Genomic DNA, 15,362 nt, shown 5'->3' on the forward strand with positions numbered 1-15,362 from the left:
GGGCCGTCCGGTCCCGGGACGACGTCAGGCGGGGTCGTAGCCGAGGTTCGGCGCGAGCCAGCGCTCGGCCTCCTCGAGGGTCCAGCCCTTGCGCGCGGCGTAGTCGACGACCTGGTCCCTGCCGATCCGCCCGAGCGCGAAGTACCTCGCGTCGGGGTGGCCGAGGTACAGCCCCGAGACCGCGGACGGCGGCGTCATAGCGAACGACGACGTCAGCTCGAGGCCGACCTCCGCCGCGTCGAGCAGGTCGAAGAGCGTCGCCTTCTCCGTGTGGTCGGGCTGCGCGGGGTAGCCCGGCGCCGGCCGGATGCCCGGGTAGCGCTCCTTGACGAGGTCGGCGACGTCCAGCGCCTCGTCGGGCGCGTAGCCCCACAGGCGCGTGCGGACCTCGCGGTGCAGCCACTCGGCGAACGCCTCGGCGAGCCGGTCGGCCACGGCCTTGACGAGGATCGCGGTGTAGTCGTCGCCGGCCGCCTCGTACCCCGCCGCGAGCCCCTCGGCGCCGTGGATCGCGACCGCGAACCCGCCGACGTGGTCCCCGGCGGGCGCGACGAAGTCGGCGAGCGCCGTGAGGTCGCCCGCGCGCTCGCGCTGCTGGCGCAGGGTGTGCAGGACGGCCCGCGGCTCGGCCGGCCCGGCGGGCGGCCGGACGTCGTGCACCTCGATGTCGTCGCCCACCCGGCGCGCCGGCCACAGCCCGACGACGCCCTCGGCGCGCAGCAGGTCCTCGGCGACGACGCGCTCGAGCAGCGCCCGGGCGTCGGCGTAGAGCGAGCGCGCCTGCTCGCCCTGGCGCGGGTCGTCGAGGATCTTCGGGTAGCTGCCGCGCAGCTCCCAGCTCGTGAACAGGGGCGTCCAGTCGATCACCTCGACGAGGTCCGCGATCGCCGGCCGGACGACGTGCCGGCCGGGCTCGCGCGGCGCGGGCGGCGTCGGCGGGGCGAGCCGCGTCGCGCGGCGCCGCGCCTCCTCGAGCGGGACGATCGCGTGGTCCTTCTCCCGGTGGCGCCCGCGCAGCTGCTCGTACTCGGCGGCGACCCGGGCGGCGATCTCGTCGGGTCGTGCGAGCAGGTCGGCGACCACGCCGACGGCGCGCGACGCGTCCGCGACGTGCACGACGGTCCGCGGATAGGCCGGGTCGATCTTCACGGCGGTGTGCGCGCGGCTCGTCGTCGCGCCGCCGATCATCAGCGGCGTCGTGAGGCCCCGCCGGCTCATCTCGGCCGCGAGCGCGACCATCTCGTGCAGGCTCGGCGTGATGAGCCCGGACGCGCCGATGACGTCCGCGTCGAGCTCCGCGGCGGCCGCGAGGATCTTCTCGGCCGGGACCATGACGCCCAGGTCGTGCACGGTGTAGCCGTTGCACGCGAGCACGACGCCCACGATGTTCTTGCCGATGTCGTGGACGTCGCCCTTGACCGTCGCCATGACGACCGTGCCCTTGCCGCGTCCCTCGATCTCGCCGGCCGCCTCGCGCGCGGCCTTCTCGGCCTCGAGGTAGGGCGTGAGGTGCGCGACCGCGGCCTTCATGACGCGCGCCGACTTCACGACCTGCGGGAGGAACATCTTCCCGGCGCCGAACAGGTCGCCGACGACGTCCATGCCCGCCATGAGCGGGCCCTCGATGACCTGCAGGGGCGAGCCCAGCTCGCGGTAGGCCTCCTCGGCGTCCTCGACGACGTGCTCGACGATGCCGTTGATGAGGGCGTGCGAGAGCCGCTCGGCGACGGGCAGCTCGCGCCACGCCTGCTGCTCGCGGGCGTCCTTGCGGACCTCCTTGTAGGTGTCCGCGAGGGCGAGGAGGCGCTCGGTGGCGTCGGGGCGGCGGGCCAGGACGACGTCCTCGACGGCCTCGCGCAGCACGGGGTCGATCTCCGTCTCGACCGTGAGCATGCCCGCGTTGACGATGCCCATGTCGAGCCCCGCGGCGATCGCGTGCGACAGGAACACGGCGTGCATGGCCTCGCGCACGTGGTTGTTGCCGCGGAACGAGAACGACACGTTGCTGATGCCGCCGCTGGTCAGGGCACCGGGCAGGTGCTGCTTGATCCACCGCACGGCCTCGATGAAGTCGCGCGCGTAGGCGTCGTGCTCGGCCATGCCGGTGGCGACGGTGAGCACGTTCGGGTCGAAGACGACGTCCTGCGGGGCGAAGCCGGCGTCGCGCGTGAGCAGGCGGTAGGCGCGCGCGCAGATCTCGGTGCGCCGCTCGAGCGTGTCGGCCTGGCCCTGCTCGTCGAACGCCATGACGACGACGGCCGCGCCGTAGCGCCGCACCCGGCGGGCGCGCTCGAGGAAGACCTCCTCGCCGTCCTTGAGCGAGAGGGAGTTGACCACCCCCTTGCCCTGGATGCGGCGGAGGCCGGCCTCGAGCACGGTCCAGTCCGAGGAGTCGATCATCACCGGCACGCGCGCGATGTCCGGCTCGACGGCGAGCAGGTTGAGGAAGCGCGTCATCGTCTCGGGGCCGTCGAGCATGCCGTCGTCGACGTTGACGTCGACCAGCTGGGCGCCGCCCGCGACCTGCTGCGAGGCGATCGCGACCATCGCGGCGTCGTCGCCCGCGAGAACGGCCTTCTGGAAGCGCGGCGACCCCGTGATGTTGGTGCGCTCGCCGACGTTGACGAAGTTGGTCTCGGGCGTGAGCACGAACGGCTCGAGGCCCGAGAGGCGCAGGTGCGGCGACGGCGCGGGCGGGACGCGCGGCGGCACGCCCTCGACCGCGTCCGCGAAGGCCCGGATGTGCTCGGGCGTCGTCCCGCAGCAGCCGCCCACCACGTTGAGCAGGCCCTCGCGCGCGAAGCGGCCGAGGACCTCGGCCATCTGCTCGGGCGTCTCCTCGTACTCGCCGAACGCGTTCGGCAACCCCGCGTTCGGGTGCGTCGAGACGAGCGCCGTGCTCGCCTCGCCGAGCTCGCGCAGGTAGGGGTGCAGCGGCTCGGGGCCGAGCGCGCAGTTGAGCCCGATCGAGAAGAGGTCCGCGTGCTCGGTGCTGATCGCGAAGGCCTCGGGCGTCTGGCCCGAGAGCGTGCGCCCGCTCTGGTCGGTGATGGTGCCCGAGAGCATCACGGGCAGCCGCACGCCCGTGGCCGCGAAGGCCTCCTCGATGGCGAACAGCGCGGCCTTGGCGTTGAGGGTGTCGAACACGGTCTCGACGAGCAGGAGGTCCGCGCCGCCCCGGACGAGCGCGACGACCTGCTCCTCGTACGCGGTCGCGAGGTCCTCGAAGGTCACGTTGCGGAAGCCCGGGCGCTCGACGTCGGGCGACAGCGACGCGGTGCGGTTGGTCGGCCCGACGGCGCCCGCGACCCAGCGGGGACGCCCGTCGCGCGCCTCGGCCTCGTCCGCGGCGGCGCGCGCGAGGCGGGCCGCCGCCTCGTTCATCGCGGTGACCAGGTGCTCGGCGCCGTAGTCGGCCTGGGAGATGGACGTCGCGTTGAACGTGTTGGTGCTCGTGATGTCCGCGCCCGCGTCGAGGTACGCGCGGTGGATCGAGGTGATGACGTCCGGGCGGGTCAGCTGGAGCAGGTCGAAGTCGCCCGCGTAGCTGCGGCCCTCCGCGGCACCCTCGAACCGGAAGTCGTCCTCGGTGAGCTCCGCGCGCTGCAGCATGGTGCCCCACGCGCCGTCGAGCACGAGGATCCGCCGGCCGGCCTCGGCGACGAGACGGGCGGTCCGGTCCATGCTGGTGGCCATGGTCCTCACCTCGTCCCCGATCCGTGCGGCGGCGCCCGCCGCGCCGGGCGGCGGCCGGCCCCCACGGGCCGGGTGCGCGGGGCCCGCGGGCCGGCGCTGGTGCCGGGCGCGCGACGAGTCTACGCACGGGCGCGCGAGGAGGACGGCAGCATGATCGACGCGTACGACGCCGCGGACGTCAGGGCGGCGGAGGAGCCGCTCCTCGCGCGCGAGCGGGGCTTCGCGGGCGGGCTCATGCACCACGCGGCGACGGCGCTCGCCGCGGCAGTGCGCAGCGAGCTGCGCCACGCGCGGGGACGCGTCGCGGGGGCGAGCGTGGTCGCGCTCGTCGGGCCCGGCAGCAACGGCGGGGACGCCCTCCACGCGCTCGCGCTCCTCGCGCGGCACGGCGTCCGGGTCTGCGCCGTCACGACGGCGGCCCGGGTGCACGAGGGCGGGCTCGCCGCGCTCGTCGCGGCGCGGGGGCGGGTCGTCGCGGTCGAGGCGGGCGCGCCGGGCGAGCGCGTGTGGCTCGGCGACGCGCTCGCCGAGGCGTTCGCGGCCGACGTCGTGCTGGACGGGCTCGTCGGCATCGGTGCGTCCGGGCCCCTGCGCGAGCCCGCCGCGCGGGTCGCCGGGCTCCTCGCCGAGCTGCTCGCGACGGCCGACGACCTGCACGGGCCCGTGGGCGGACGGCCCGTGGTCGTCGCGGTCGACCTGCCGAGCGGGATCGGCGTGGACGACGGCACGGTGCCCGGGCCGGTCCTGCCGGCGGACCGCACCGTGACGTTCGGGGCCGTGAAGCCCGGCCTGCTCCTGCCCCCCGCGCGGCTGCTCGTGGGCCGCGTGGACCACGTCGACCTCGGCCTGGCGCCCGGCCTCGCCGACGGCGGCGCGCGGCCCGCCGTGTCGGCGCTCGAGGCGCCGGACGTCGCGCGGCTGTGGCCCGTGCCGGCGCGGGCGGCGCACAAGTACGCGCGCGGCGTCGTCGGCGTCGTGGCGGGGACGGCGGCCTACCCCGGTGCCGCGGTGCTGACGGTCGCGGGCGCGCTGGGCGCGGGGTGCGGGATGGTCCGCTACGTCGGGCCCGACGACGTGGGCCGCGCGGTGGTCGCCGCGCACCCCGAGGTCGTCGTCGGGCAGGGGCGCGTGCAGGCGTGGGTCCTCGGCCCGGGCACGGGCTCCGCGGACGAGGCGGACGAGGAGCAGGCGCGCCGGGTGCGGGCCGCGCTCCGGCAGGCGGCCGACGACGACCTCCCGGCCGTCGTCGACGCGGGCGCGCTCGCCGTCGTGGGGGACGCGCCGCTGGGCCCGCGCGTCGTGCTCACGCCGCACGCGGGCGAGCTCGCGCGGCTGCTCACGCGCTCGGGCACCCCGCTCGAGCGGGCCGACGTCGAGGCCGAGCCGCTGCGCTGGGCGCGCGCGGCGCACGAGGCGACGGGGGCGACCGTGCTGCTCAAGGGGGCCGTGACCGTCGTCGTGGGCACGGGCGGGGTGCTCGCGCAGGCGGACGCGCCGCCGTGGCTCGCGACCGCGGGCGCGGGCGACGTGCTCGCGGGCGTCCTCGGGGCGGTCCTCGCGGGACGGTCCGACGACGTCCGGGCCGACCCGGCGCTCGTAAGTGCGCTCGCGGCCGCGGCGGCACTCGTCCACGGGCGCGCCGCCGACGCGGCCAACCCGGGCGGGCCGGTCACGGCGAGCGCGGTCGCCGCCGCGGTGCCGGGCGTCGTCGCGGACCTGCTGCGGTGAGCGCCGCCGGACCGGGCGCGGCGCCCGCCGCGACGCCGGCGGCCGAGGCACGGCCGGTGCCCGACGCCGCGCTGCTCGCCCGCGCTCGCGCGCTGGCCGCCGGGCCGCGCCGCCTCCTGGGCCTCGCGGGTGCGCCCGGTGCGGGCAAGTCGACGCTCGCCGCGGCCGTGGTCGACGCGCTCGGCGAGCGCGCGGTGCTCGTGCCGATGGACGGCTTCCACCTCGCGCAGGCGGCGCTCGAGCGGCTCGGGCGCGCGGACCGCAAGGGTGCGCCCGACACGTTCGACGCCGCCGGCTTCGTCGCCCTGCTGCGGCGGCTGCGGACCGAGGCGGGGACGGTCTGGGCGCCCGCGTTCGACCGCGCGCTCGAGGAGCCGGTCGCGGGCGCGATCGCCGTGCCGCCCGGCGTGCCGCTCGTCGTCGTCGAGGGCAACTACCTGCTGCACGACGACGGCGACTGGGGCGCGGTCGCCGACCTGCTCGACGAGACGTGGTTCGTCGAGGTGGACGACGCCGTCCGGGTCGAGCGCCTCGTGGCGCGGCACGTGGCGTTCGGCAAGGCGCCCGACGCCGCACGCGCCTGGGTGCTCGGGCCCGACGAGCGCAACGCGCGGCTCGTCGCGGCGGGACGGGCGCGCGCCGACGTCGTCGTCCACCCCTGACCGTCGCCGGCCCTGTCGGGTGCCAGACTGGCGCCGTGCCGTCCGTACCGAGCAGCCCGACCGTACCGAGCAGCCCGAGCATGACCGCCTTCCCCGCCCGCGCCGTCGTCGACCTCGCGGCGGTGCGCGCCAACGTCGCCGCGCTGCGCGCCACCGCGCGGTCCGCGGAGGTCCTCGCCGTCGTCAAGGCCGACGCCTACGGGCACGGTCTCGTCCCGTCGGCGCGGGCCGCGCTCGAGGGCGGCGCGACGTGGCTGGGCGTCGCGCAGCTCGAGGAGGCCTTCGCGCTGCGCGACGCGGGCGTCGACGCGCCCGTGCTCGCGTGGCTGTACGCGCCCGGCGCACCGCTCGACCGCGCCCTGACCGCGCGCGTCGACCTGTCCGTCTCGGCCGGGTGGGCGCTGCTCGAGGTGCTCGACGCCGCGCGGGCGACCGGCGTCACGGCGCGCGTGCACGTCAAGGTCGACACGGGCCTCGGGCGCGGCGGCGTCATGCCGCGCGAGCTCGAGTCCCTGCTCGACGCCGCGCTCGCGGCGCAGGCGGAGGGGCTGGTCGACGTCGTGGGGCTGTGGTCGCACCTCGCGTGGGCCGACGCGCCGGACCACCCGACCGTCCTCGCGCAGGCCGCGGTGTTCGACGACGCGGTCGCCCTCGCCGAGCGCCGCGGCGCGCGGCTCGAGGTGCGCCACCTGGCCAACTCCGCGGCGACGCTCACCAACCCGGCGATGCACTACGACCTCGTGCGGCCCGGGCTCGCCGTGTTCGGGCTCTCGCCCGTGCCGCACCTGGGTGGCCCGGCCGACTACGGCCTCACGCCCGCGATGCGGGTCGAGGCCGAGCTCGTGCTCGCCAAGCTCGTCCCGGCGGGCCACGGCGTCTCCTACGCGCACGCCTACGTCACGCCCACGGAGACGGTGCTCGGCGTCGTGCCGCTCGGCTACGCCGACGGCGTGCCGCGCCACGCGTCCGGATCCGCGGACCGGTGGGGCGGGCCGGTGCAGGTCGGCGCGCGCCGGCTGGGGATCGCGGGCCGGGTGTGCATGGACCAGTTCGTGCTCGACCTCGGGCCGGACGCCACCGAGGTCGCGGGGGACACGGTCGTCCTCTTCGGCCCGGGCGCCGACGGCGAGCCGACCGCGGAGGACTGGGCCGTCGCGGCGGGCACGATCTCCTACGAGATCGTCACGCGCCTGGGCGCGCGCGTGCCGCGCATCCACACGGGGACGACGACGACGCAGGAGGGCGCGCGGTGACGACGACGCAGATCAGGCTCGCGGACGCGGAGGCGACGCGCGCGTTCGGCCAGGACCTCGCACGCGTGCTGCGTGCGGGCGACCTCGTGGTGCTCACGGGCCCGCTGGGCGCGGGCAAGACGACGCTCACGCAGGGGATCGGGGCCGGCCTCGGGGTGCGCGGGCAGGTCGCCTCGCCCACGTTCATCATCGCGCGCGTCCACCCGTCGCTGGTCGGCGGCCCGGCGCTCGTGCACGTCGACGCGTACCGGCTCGGCTCGCTCGAGGAGCTCGACGCGCTCGACCTCGACGCCGGGCTGGACGAGTCCGTCACGGTCGTCGAGTGGGGCGAGGGTCTCGCCGAGGTGCTGTCGGAGGACCGCCTCGAGATCGTGCTCGAGCGTCCGCACGGTGCGGGCGCCGGAGACGGCGCGTCCGGCACGGCCGGCGCGGCCGGCACGGATGCCGCGGACGCCGCGGACGCCGCGGACGGCGACCCGGAGGCGGGCGAGCGCACCATCACGCTGCGTGCGGTCGGCCCGCGCTGGGCCGGGGTCGCGCTCCCCGGCTGACGGGTCACCGCGCGCCCCCGCGCCTGGGAGGATGGGCCCGTGCCCCTCCTCGCCCTGGACACCTCCGCCGACATCGCGGTCGCCGTCGTCGCCGACGACGGCCGGCCCCTCGCCGAGCACCGCGCGGCCGAGCAGCGCCGCCACGCCGAGCTGCTCGCCCCGCTCGTGGTGGCCGCGCTCGCGGACGCGGGCGTCGACCGCCGCGAGCTCACGGGTGTCGTCGCCGGGACCGGACCGGCGCCCTTCACCGGGCTGCGCGCGGGCCTCGTCACCGCGCGCTCGCTGGCGTTCGCGCTGGGCGTCCCGGCGCACGGCGTGTGCTCGCTGGACGCGCTCGCGGTCCAGGCCTACGCGGCCGGCGTCCCGGCCGACGCCGAGGTCGTCGTCGTGACCGACGCGCGGCGCCGCGAGGTGTACACCGCGCGCTACCGCGCCGTGCCCGCGGCGGGCGCCGGGGCGTCGTCGCGCGAGCCCGACGACGTCGAGACCGTCGACGGCCCCGCCGTGCTCCACCCCGAGGACCTCGCGGGCACCCTCGGCGACGCCGTCGTCGTGGGGCCCGGCCTCGCCGTCCACGCCGACCGCCTCGGCGCGCCCGCCACCGCCGACGTCGCGGGCGTCGACGCCGCGGTGCTCGCGCGCCTCGCGCTCGCCCGCCTCGCGCGCGGCGAGACCCTGCCGACGGAGCCGCTCTACCTGCGCCGGCCCGACGTCGTGCCCGCGTCCGCGCGCAAGCGCGCGACCGGATGACCGCGCGGGCCGCGGCCGCCGTCCGGCCGCTGACGACGGACGACGTCCCGCGCCTCGTCGAGCTCGAGCGCGAGCTCTTCGGCGCCGGTGCGTGGAGCGCCCCGATGCTCGCCGAGGAGCTCGCGGGCCCCGCCCGCTGGTACGTCGGGGTCGACGACGCGCCCGCGGACGGGTCCGGGCCGACGACGCTCGTCGCGTACGCCGGGCTGTGGTTCGACGGCGACACCGCGACGGTCATGACGCTCGGCGTGGCCCGCGCGGCCCAGCGCCGCGGTCTCGGCGCGCTCCTGCTCGACGCGCTCGTCGCCCGCGCGGGCCTCCTCGGCGCCGACGCGCTCCTGCTCGAGGTGCGCGTCGACAACGACCCGGCCATCGCGCTCTACCGCGGCGCGGGCTTCGAGGTCCTCGGCCGGCGGCGGCGCTACTACCAGCCGGAGGACGTCGACGCCTTCACGATGGGCCTCACGCTCGGCCCGGCGGAGCCCGCCCCGCCGTCGGCGACGGCCCCCGCGGCCACCTACCCTGGTCCCCATGGCTGACGCGCTCGTCCTCGGCATCGAGACCTCGTGCGACGAGACGGGCGTCGCCCTGGTCCGCGTGGGCGACGAGGGCAGCGAGCTGCTCACCGACGTCGTCGCGAGCTCGATGGACGAGCACGCGCGGTTCGGCGGGATCATCCCGGAGATCGCCTCGCGGGCCCACCTCGAGGCGATGGTGCCGACGCTCGGCACCGCGCTCGAGCGCGCCGACGTCGACCTCGGCCAGGTCGACGCGATCGCCGTGACCGCCGGGCCCGGGCTCGTCGGCCCCCTCACCGTGGGCGCGGCCGCGGCCAAGGCGCTCGCGGTCGGTCTCGGCGTGCCGCTCTACGGCGTCAACCACGTCATCGGCCACGCGGCGGTCGACGAGCTCGTGCACGGGCGCTTCCCCGACCGCGTCATGGCCCTCGTCGTGTCGGGCGGCCACTCCTCGCTGCTGCTGGTCGACGACGTCGCGACCGACGTCACCGAGCTCGGGCACACGCTCGACGACGCCGCGGGCGAGGCGTTCGACAAGGTCGGCCGGCTGCTCGGGCTGCCCTACCCGGGCGGCCCCCACATCGACCGCCTCGCGCGCGAGGGCGACCCGACGGCGATCCGCTTCCCGCGCGGGCTCACGGCGGCCAAGGACCAGGCGCGGCATGCCGACGACTTCTCGTTCTCGGGCCTCAAGACGGCCGTCGCCCGCTGGGTCGAGGCGCGCCAGGACGCGGGCGAGGAGATCCCCCTGAACGACGTCGCCGCCTCGTTCGCGGCCGCCGTCGCCGACGTCCTCACCGCCAAGACCATCGCCGCGTGCCACCGGCACGGGGTCGACACGCTCGTCATCGGGGGCGGCTTCTCCGCGAACTCGCAGCTCCGCGAGCTGGCTGCCGAGCGCTGCGCCGAGGCCGGCATCACCCTGCGCATCCCGCCGATCCGCTACTGCACCGACAACGGCGCGATGATCGCCGCGCTCGGCGCCGCGGTGCTCCGGGCGGGTGTCGCGCCGTCGTCGCTCGACCTGCCGGTCGACTCCTCGATGCCGCTCACCCAGGTCACCGTCTGACGTCACCGTCTGACGTCGTCCTCTCCTACGCTGGCCGGATGGCGACGACGGCGGCTGCGGTGCGGCAGGTCCAGGTGACGTTCGACTGCGCCGAGCCGGCGCGCGTGGCGCGGTTCTGGGCCGCGGTGCTCGGGTACGACCAGGTCCCGTACGGCGAGGACGACCTCGCGGCCGAGGTCGCCACCGGCCGGACGCCCGGCTGGGCGGCGTGCGTGGACCCGACGGGCGCGGGGCCGCGGCTCTACTTCCAGCGCGTCCCCGAGGGCAAGGTCGTGAAGAACCGCGTGCACCTCGACGTCCGCGTCGGCCCGGGGCTCGTGGGCGAGGAGCGCCTGGCCGTCCTGGCGGCGGAGTGCGCGCGTCTCGAGGCGCTCGGCGGCTCCCGCGTGCGGCTCATGCTCGCGGACGAGGAGAACGAGTCCTGCCTCGTCATGCAGGACGTCGAGGGCAACGAGTTCTGCCTCGACTGACGTCCCCGCGGCCCCGGCCCGGCGTCAGGGCAGGACGCGCCACAGGCGCGAGCCGAGGACGAACGCGACGAGGCCCACCGCGAGCACGAGCAGCACGCCCGGGGCGCCGAGCGTCGACTCCACCGAGAACGCGTCGTCGGCGACGGTGAACGTCGTCTCGCCGCCCAGCGGGTACCGCGTGAGCGTCCCGCCGCCGAGGGCCTCGAGCGTGTCGAGGGTCCCGACGGCGTAGGCGCCCGCGAGGTAGAGCAGGAAGGCGGCGGCCAGGGTGGCGCTCACCGCGCCCGCCGTCCAGCGGGGCAGCGGCCGGCCGAGGTCCGCGCGGTAGCTCTCGGCGAGCACCATCGGGTGGCCGAGGTCGCGCACGGCCTGCGCCATGCCGACGTCGGCCGCCGCGAGGGTGAGCGCTGCCCGCAGCTCGCGCCGGATGCGCTTCTCCTCGCGGCCCGGGTGGTCCTGCATGTGCCACGAGAGGCGCAGGAGGTACCACTCGCGCCGCAGGACGTCGACGGCCGTGGGCCGCACGGGGCGGTCCGGCGTCGTCGCGCGGCTCGTCGGGGTGGCGGGGGCGGTCGGGTCGCTCATGGCTGCTCCTGCTCTCGGGAGACGGTCGTGGGGTCGGCGGTGGTGCGGTCGAGGACGGTCCGGACCGTCGCGGTGAGGTGCGACCAGCCGCGGACGGCGTCGGCGAGCTGGGCCGCCCCGGCCGGCGTCGGGCGGTAGTACTTGCGCGCGGGTCCGGACGAGGACGCCACGAGCTGCGAGGTCACGAGGCCCTCGCGCTCGAGACGCGTGAGCACGGGGTAGACGGTCCCCGTGGCGATGTCGGTGAGGCCGTCGGCCTGCAGGCGCGTGACGAGCTCGTACCCGTAGGACTCGCGCTCGGTGAGGAGCAGGAGCACGAGCATCGGCAGCACCCCCTTGAGGAGCTGCGGGTCACGCGCGACGTCGGTCATGCGCTAAGGCTATACCTACTATCTGGCAATGCCAACTACCTGCCCGACACCAGCATGGGCCCCTGCCCGGCAGCGCCCGGCGGAGGGGGTCAGAGGGGCTTGCCCGCGCGCATCTCCTGGACCAGGGACGCGACGACCGCGTCGAGCTCGCCGCCGTGGCGCCGCGCGACCGCGCGCTGGCGCTGGTAGCCCGCGCCCCGGCGCAGGATCGTCCGGACGCCGTCGAGCTCGGCGCTGCAGCCCAGGCGCTCGGCCACGGGCTCGAGGTCGACAAGCAGCTTCGAGACCGCGTCGGTGACGAGCTCCTCCTCGCCGGCCCGGTCGAGGATGATGATCGCGTCCATGCCGTAGCGCGCCGAGCGCCACTTGTTCTCCTGCGCGAACCACGGCGGCAGCGACGGCAGCTCGCGCCCCTCGTCGAGCATCGTCGAGAAGTGCTCCACGAGGCAGTGCGTCACGGCCGTGAAGGCGAGGACCTCCTCGAGGTTCGAGGCGCCGTCGCAGATGCGCACCTCGAGCGTGCCGAACCGCGGGGACGGGCGGATGTCCCAGCGGATCTCGTCGAACTGGTCGATGACGCCCGTGTGCATCATGTCGGCGGTGTACGCCTCGAGCTGCTCCCAGCGGTCGAACTGGAACGGCAGCCCGGCGGTGGGCAGCTGCTGGAACATCAACGCGCGGTTGGACGCGTAGCCCGTGTCCTTGCCGCCCCAGAACGGCGACGACGCCGACAGCGACTGCAGGTGCGGGAAGTACGTGAGCACCGCACGCAGGATCGGCAGGACCTTCTCGCGGTCCTCGATGCCGACGTGCACGTGGACGCCGTAGATGAGCATCTGCCGGCCCCACCACTGGGTGCGGTCGATGAGCGTGGCGTACCGCTCCTTGTCCGTGACCTTCTGCTGGGCCCAGCGCGCGAACGGGTGCGTGCCCGCGCACATGAGCTCGACCCGCAGCGGGTCGGTGACCGCGCGGATCTCGTCGATGCTCGCCTGGAGGTCGCGCCCCGCCTCGGCGACCGTGCGGCACACGCGCGTCGCGATCTCGACCGTGTTGAGCAGCAGCTCCTGGCGGATCGTGGGGTGCTCGCCGCCACCCGGCGGCGCGACCGCGTCGAGCACCGTCTGGGCGACCTGCCGCAGGTCGCCCGAGTCGCTGTCGACGAGCGCGAGCTCCCACTCCACGCCGAGCGTCGAGCGCTCGGAGGTCGCGAACGGGATCCGCATCAGACGGGCTCCACCAGGAGCACCTGCTGCGTCCCGCCGACGCGCGTCAGCACCACGGTCGCCTCCGCGTCGCCGCGCAGGTCGAGCTGCTTGCGCAGCTGCTCGGGCACGACGGCGGTCCCGCGCTTCTTGATCGTCACGCGGCCGACACCGCGCTCGCGCAGCGCGGTGCGCAGGCGCTTGAGGCCGAAGGGCATGACGTCGAGCACGCGGTAGGCGGTGCTCAGGGCCCGCACGTCGACGTCGTCGGCGGACGAGGTGCCGGTGGGGCGCTCGGCGCCCGGCGCGAGGTGGTCGGAGGTCACGTAGGCAATGGTGGGGTCGAGCAACCGGCCGTGCACGCGCTCGGCCACGAGCGACACGAGGCCCGCGCGGATCACCGCGCCGTCCGGCTCGTAGAGGTAGGCACCGGGCGGCCCGGCGTCGGCGGTGGGCACGCCGTCGTCGGGCGTGCGCAGCGTCGCCGCCGTCTCGCCGCGCAGCACGAGCGCCGTGCGCCCCGGCCCGTCGGTCGCCAGCGGGCCGAACCACAGCCCCGCCTCGACGACGTCGCCGTCGACGGAGACCCACTGGGCCTCGGCGTCGTCCGGCACGGCGGTGTGGGGGATGGCGGGCCCGACCTTGACGCCCAGGGCCGGGTTGCGGCGCCGCACCTCGAGGACGTCGTCGAGCGGCGGGGTGTAGGCGGCCGGGTCGTGGCGCCGTCGCCCGGCGGCGGTGCGGCGGGCGGGGTCCGCGAAGACGCCGTCGATCCCCTCCGTGCCGTCGCGGGCGACGTCGAGCGTCAGGCCGTCGACGTGCCGGACGACGGTCTCGGGGAAGTGGCGGAGGTTGACGGTCGCGACGGCTGCGGTGAGCTCGTCGACCTCGGCCGCGACCACCGAGAGCCCGAGGGCCGCGAGGGCCATGGCGTCGCCGCCGATGCCGCACGTGAGGTCCGCGACGCGCGTGCAGCCGGCCGCGGTGTACCGGTGCGCGTGCCGCGCGCCGACCGTGAGGCGGGTCGCCTGCTCCAGGCCCGCGGGTGTGAAGAGCATGCCGTCCGCGAAGTCGCCGAACTTCTCGCGGCCCTTCGCCCGCAGGCGCGACTGGGTGAGCGCCGCCGCGACGAGGTCCGGCTCGACGCCCTCCTTGCGCAGGCGGTCCGAGAGGACCATCGCGAGGCGCTCGTCGTAGGGCGGCAGCGCGCCGAGGAGCGCCCACCCGTCAGGGCTGAGCAGCAGGGAGAGCGCGCGTTCGTCCACGACGGCGATCCTTCCACGGAGGCCGGTCGGCGGTCGGCGGGCGCGGCCCCCGACGCGCGTGCCGGGTGCGCCGGGGCGCCGGGCCGTTGGCACTCGTGTTGACCGAGTGCTAACGACACGCATAGATTTCACGGTGGCACTCCTCCTCGGAGGGTGCCAGCCGCACCGGGACCCGAGGGGTTGGCCGGCACCCGCGACGACGGGCAGCCCGCAGGTCCCGCGGCCATGAACACGATCCGTTCCCACGAATGCGAAGGGGAGGTCCGCTGTGTCGGTCTCCATCAAGCCGCTCGAGGACCGCGTCGTCGTCCGCACGCTCGAGGCGGAGCAGACGACGGCCTCCGGTCTGGTCATCCCGGACACCGCGAAGGAAAAGCCCCAGGAGGGCGAGGTCCTCGCGGTGGGCCCGGGCCGGGTCGACGACAACGGCCAGCGCGTCCCGCTGGACGTCGCTGTCGGCGACACGGTCATCTACAGCAAGTACGGCGGCACCGAGGTCAAGTACTCCGGCGAGGAGTACCTCATCCTCTCGGCGCGCGACATCCTCGCGGTCGTCGTCAAGTGAGCTGAGCCCGCCGGGGGCCGCCGGCCGCGGGCGGCCGCGCCCCGCGGGGCGGCGGCCCCAGCACCGCGCACCCCCCCCGCCCCCGCCGGGGGCCCCCCGCCCCGCGGTCCGGGCGCCCTCGTCGTCGGCGGGCGCTCGGGGCGCCCCGTCGGGTCAGTGCTTGCCGTGCTTCTCGTAGTAGCCCGTGTCGATCGCGCGCTGGATCGAGTTCTGGATCTCCGCCTCGGCCGCGGCCTTGTCGACCCAGTGCGCGCCCTCGACGGACTTGCCGGGCTCGAGGTCCTTGTAGACCTCGAAGAAGTGCTGGATCTCGAGGCGGTGGAACTCGCTCACGTCGTCGATGTCCTGGCGCCACGACGCACGCTGGTCACCCATCGGCACGCACAGCACCTTGTCGTCGCCGCCCGCCTCGTCGCGCATGCGGAACATGCCCAGCGCGCGGCACCGGATGAGGCAGCCGGGGAAGGTCGGCTCCTCGAGCAGGACCAGGGCGTCCAGGGGGTCGCCGTCCTCGCCGAGCGTGCCCTCGATGAACCCGTAGTCGTCGGGGTAGCGCGTCGAGGTGAAGAGCATCCGGTCGAGCCGGATGCGACCCGTCTCGTGGTCGACCTCGTACTTGTTGCGCTGCCCCTTCGGGATCTCGATGGTGACGTCGAACTCCACGGGCGCTCCCT

The 15,362-nt window shown here is 76.1% G+C and carries 15 protein-coding genes; 9 read left to right on the forward strand and 6 right to left on the reverse strand.

The features are described from left to right. Positions 1-24: 24 nt before the first annotated feature. Positions 25-3,696, reverse strand: a complete 3,672-nt coding sequence (gene metH, locus JIG38_RS05275) for a methionine synthase (RefSeq protein WP_199422716.1) — start codon at positions 3,694-3,696, stop codon at positions 25-27. Between the two features lie 150 nt (positions 3,697-3,846). On the opposite strand from metH, the gene JIG38_RS05280 reads away from it, so the two are divergent. The 8 genes from JIG38_RS05280 (at position 3,847) to JIG38_RS05315 (ending at position 10,697) form a co-directional block, all read left to right on the forward strand. Continuing rightward, entirely contained in the window at positions 3,847-5,424 is a 1,578-nt protein-coding gene (locus tag JIG38_RS05280) for a bifunctional ADP-dependent NAD(P)H-hydrate dehydratase/NAD(P)H-hydrate epimerase (RefSeq protein WP_199422717.1), read from the forward strand. Further along, complete coding sequence (locus JIG38_RS05285; RefSeq protein WP_199422718.1) at positions 5,421-6,086, forward strand: nucleoside/nucleotide kinase family protein; 666 nt, start codon at positions 5,421-5,423, stop codon at positions 6,084-6,086. Before JIG38_RS05280 ends, JIG38_RS05285 begins: the two co-directional genes overlap by 4 nt. Before the next feature lie 80 nt (positions 6,087-6,166). After that, entirely contained in the window at positions 6,167-7,339 is a 1,173-nt protein-coding gene (gene alr, locus JIG38_RS05290) for an alanine racemase (protein ID WP_199422719.1), read from the forward strand. After that, positions 7,336-7,890 (forward strand): tRNA (adenosine(37)-N6)-threonylcarbamoyltransferase complex ATPase subunit type 1 TsaE, encoded by a 555-nt coding sequence (tsaE, locus tag JIG38_RS05295; protein WP_199422720.1) that lies wholly within the window; start codon positions 7,336-7,338, stop codon positions 7,888-7,890. Before alr ends, tsaE begins: the two co-directional genes overlap by 4 nt. Positions 7,891-7,929: 39 nt before the next feature. Beyond that, positions 7,930-8,640 (forward strand): tRNA (adenosine(37)-N6)-threonylcarbamoyltransferase complex dimerization subunit type 1 TsaB, encoded by a 711-nt coding sequence (gene tsaB / locus JIG38_RS05300; protein ID WP_199422721.1) that lies wholly within the window; start codon positions 7,930-7,932, stop codon positions 8,638-8,640. Continuing rightward, complete coding sequence (rimI, locus tag JIG38_RS05305; protein ID WP_199422722.1) at positions 8,637-9,179, forward strand: ribosomal protein S18-alanine N-acetyltransferase; 543 nt, start codon at positions 8,637-8,639, stop codon at positions 9,177-9,179. Before tsaB ends, rimI begins: the two co-directional genes overlap by 4 nt. Continuing rightward, complete coding sequence (tsaD, locus tag JIG38_RS05310; RefSeq protein WP_199422723.1) at positions 9,172-10,227, forward strand: tRNA (adenosine(37)-N6)-threonylcarbamoyltransferase complex transferase subunit TsaD; 1,056 nt, start codon at positions 9,172-9,174, stop codon at positions 10,225-10,227. The genes rimI and tsaD overlap by 8 nt, the downstream gene beginning before the upstream one ends. Positions 10,228-10,265: 38 nt before the next feature. Further along, the gene (locus JIG38_RS05315) at positions 10,266-10,697 is read left to right on the forward strand and encodes a VOC family protein (RefSeq protein ID WP_199422724.1); all 432 of its coding nucleotides are present in this window, start codon (positions 10,266-10,268) and stop codon (positions 10,695-10,697) included. Positions 10,698-10,721: 24 nt separating this feature from the next. On the opposite strand, the gene JIG38_RS05320 is transcribed toward JIG38_RS05315, so the two are convergent. The 4 genes from JIG38_RS05320 to JIG38_RS05335 all read right to left on the reverse strand — a co-directional run bounded on the left by JIG38_RS05320 (position 10,722) and on the right by JIG38_RS05335 (position 14,123). Then, entirely contained in the window at positions 10,722-11,282 is a 561-nt protein-coding gene (locus tag JIG38_RS05320) for a hypothetical protein (protein WP_199422725.1), read from the reverse strand. Further along, positions 11,279-11,653, reverse strand: a complete 375-nt coding sequence (locus JIG38_RS05325) for a PadR family transcriptional regulator (RefSeq protein ID WP_199422726.1) — start codon at positions 11,651-11,653, stop codon at positions 11,279-11,281. The genes JIG38_RS05320 and JIG38_RS05325 overlap by 4 nt, the downstream gene beginning before the upstream one ends. 89 nt (positions 11,654-11,742) lie before the next feature. Then, on the reverse strand, positions 11,743-12,879 hold the full coding sequence (locus JIG38_RS05330) for a glutamate--cysteine ligase (protein ID WP_199422727.1): 1,137 nt from the start codon (positions 12,877-12,879) through the stop codon (positions 11,743-11,745). Next, a complete protein-coding gene (locus JIG38_RS05335; RefSeq protein WP_199422728.1) occupies positions 12,879-14,123 on the reverse strand; it encodes a THUMP-like domain-containing protein in 1,245 nt (414 codons plus the stop codon). The genes JIG38_RS05330 and JIG38_RS05335 overlap by 1 nt, the downstream gene beginning before the upstream one ends. Before the next feature lie 268 nt (positions 14,124-14,391). On the opposite strand from JIG38_RS05335, the gene groES reads away from it, so the two are divergent. Further along, on the forward strand, positions 14,392-14,688 hold the full coding sequence (gene groES, locus JIG38_RS05340) for a co-chaperone GroES (protein ID WP_199422729.1): 297 nt from the start codon (positions 14,392-14,394) through the stop codon (positions 14,686-14,688). Positions 14,689-14,841: 153 nt separating this feature from the next. On the opposite strand, the gene JIG38_RS05345 is transcribed toward groES, so the two are convergent. Then, positions 14,842-15,351 carry an inorganic diphosphatase gene (locus JIG38_RS05345; RefSeq protein WP_199422730.1) on the reverse strand — a complete coding sequence of 170 codons (510 nt, stop codon included), beginning with the start codon at positions 15,349-15,351 and terminating at the stop codon, positions 14,842-14,844. Between the last annotated feature and the right edge of the window lie 11 nt (positions 15,352-15,362).

Source organism: Actinotalea solisilvae, from assembly GCF_016464425.1.
In the GTDB taxonomy this organism is placed as follows: domain Bacteria; phylum Actinomycetota; class Actinomycetes; order Actinomycetales; family Cellulomonadaceae; genus Actinotalea; species Actinotalea solisilvae.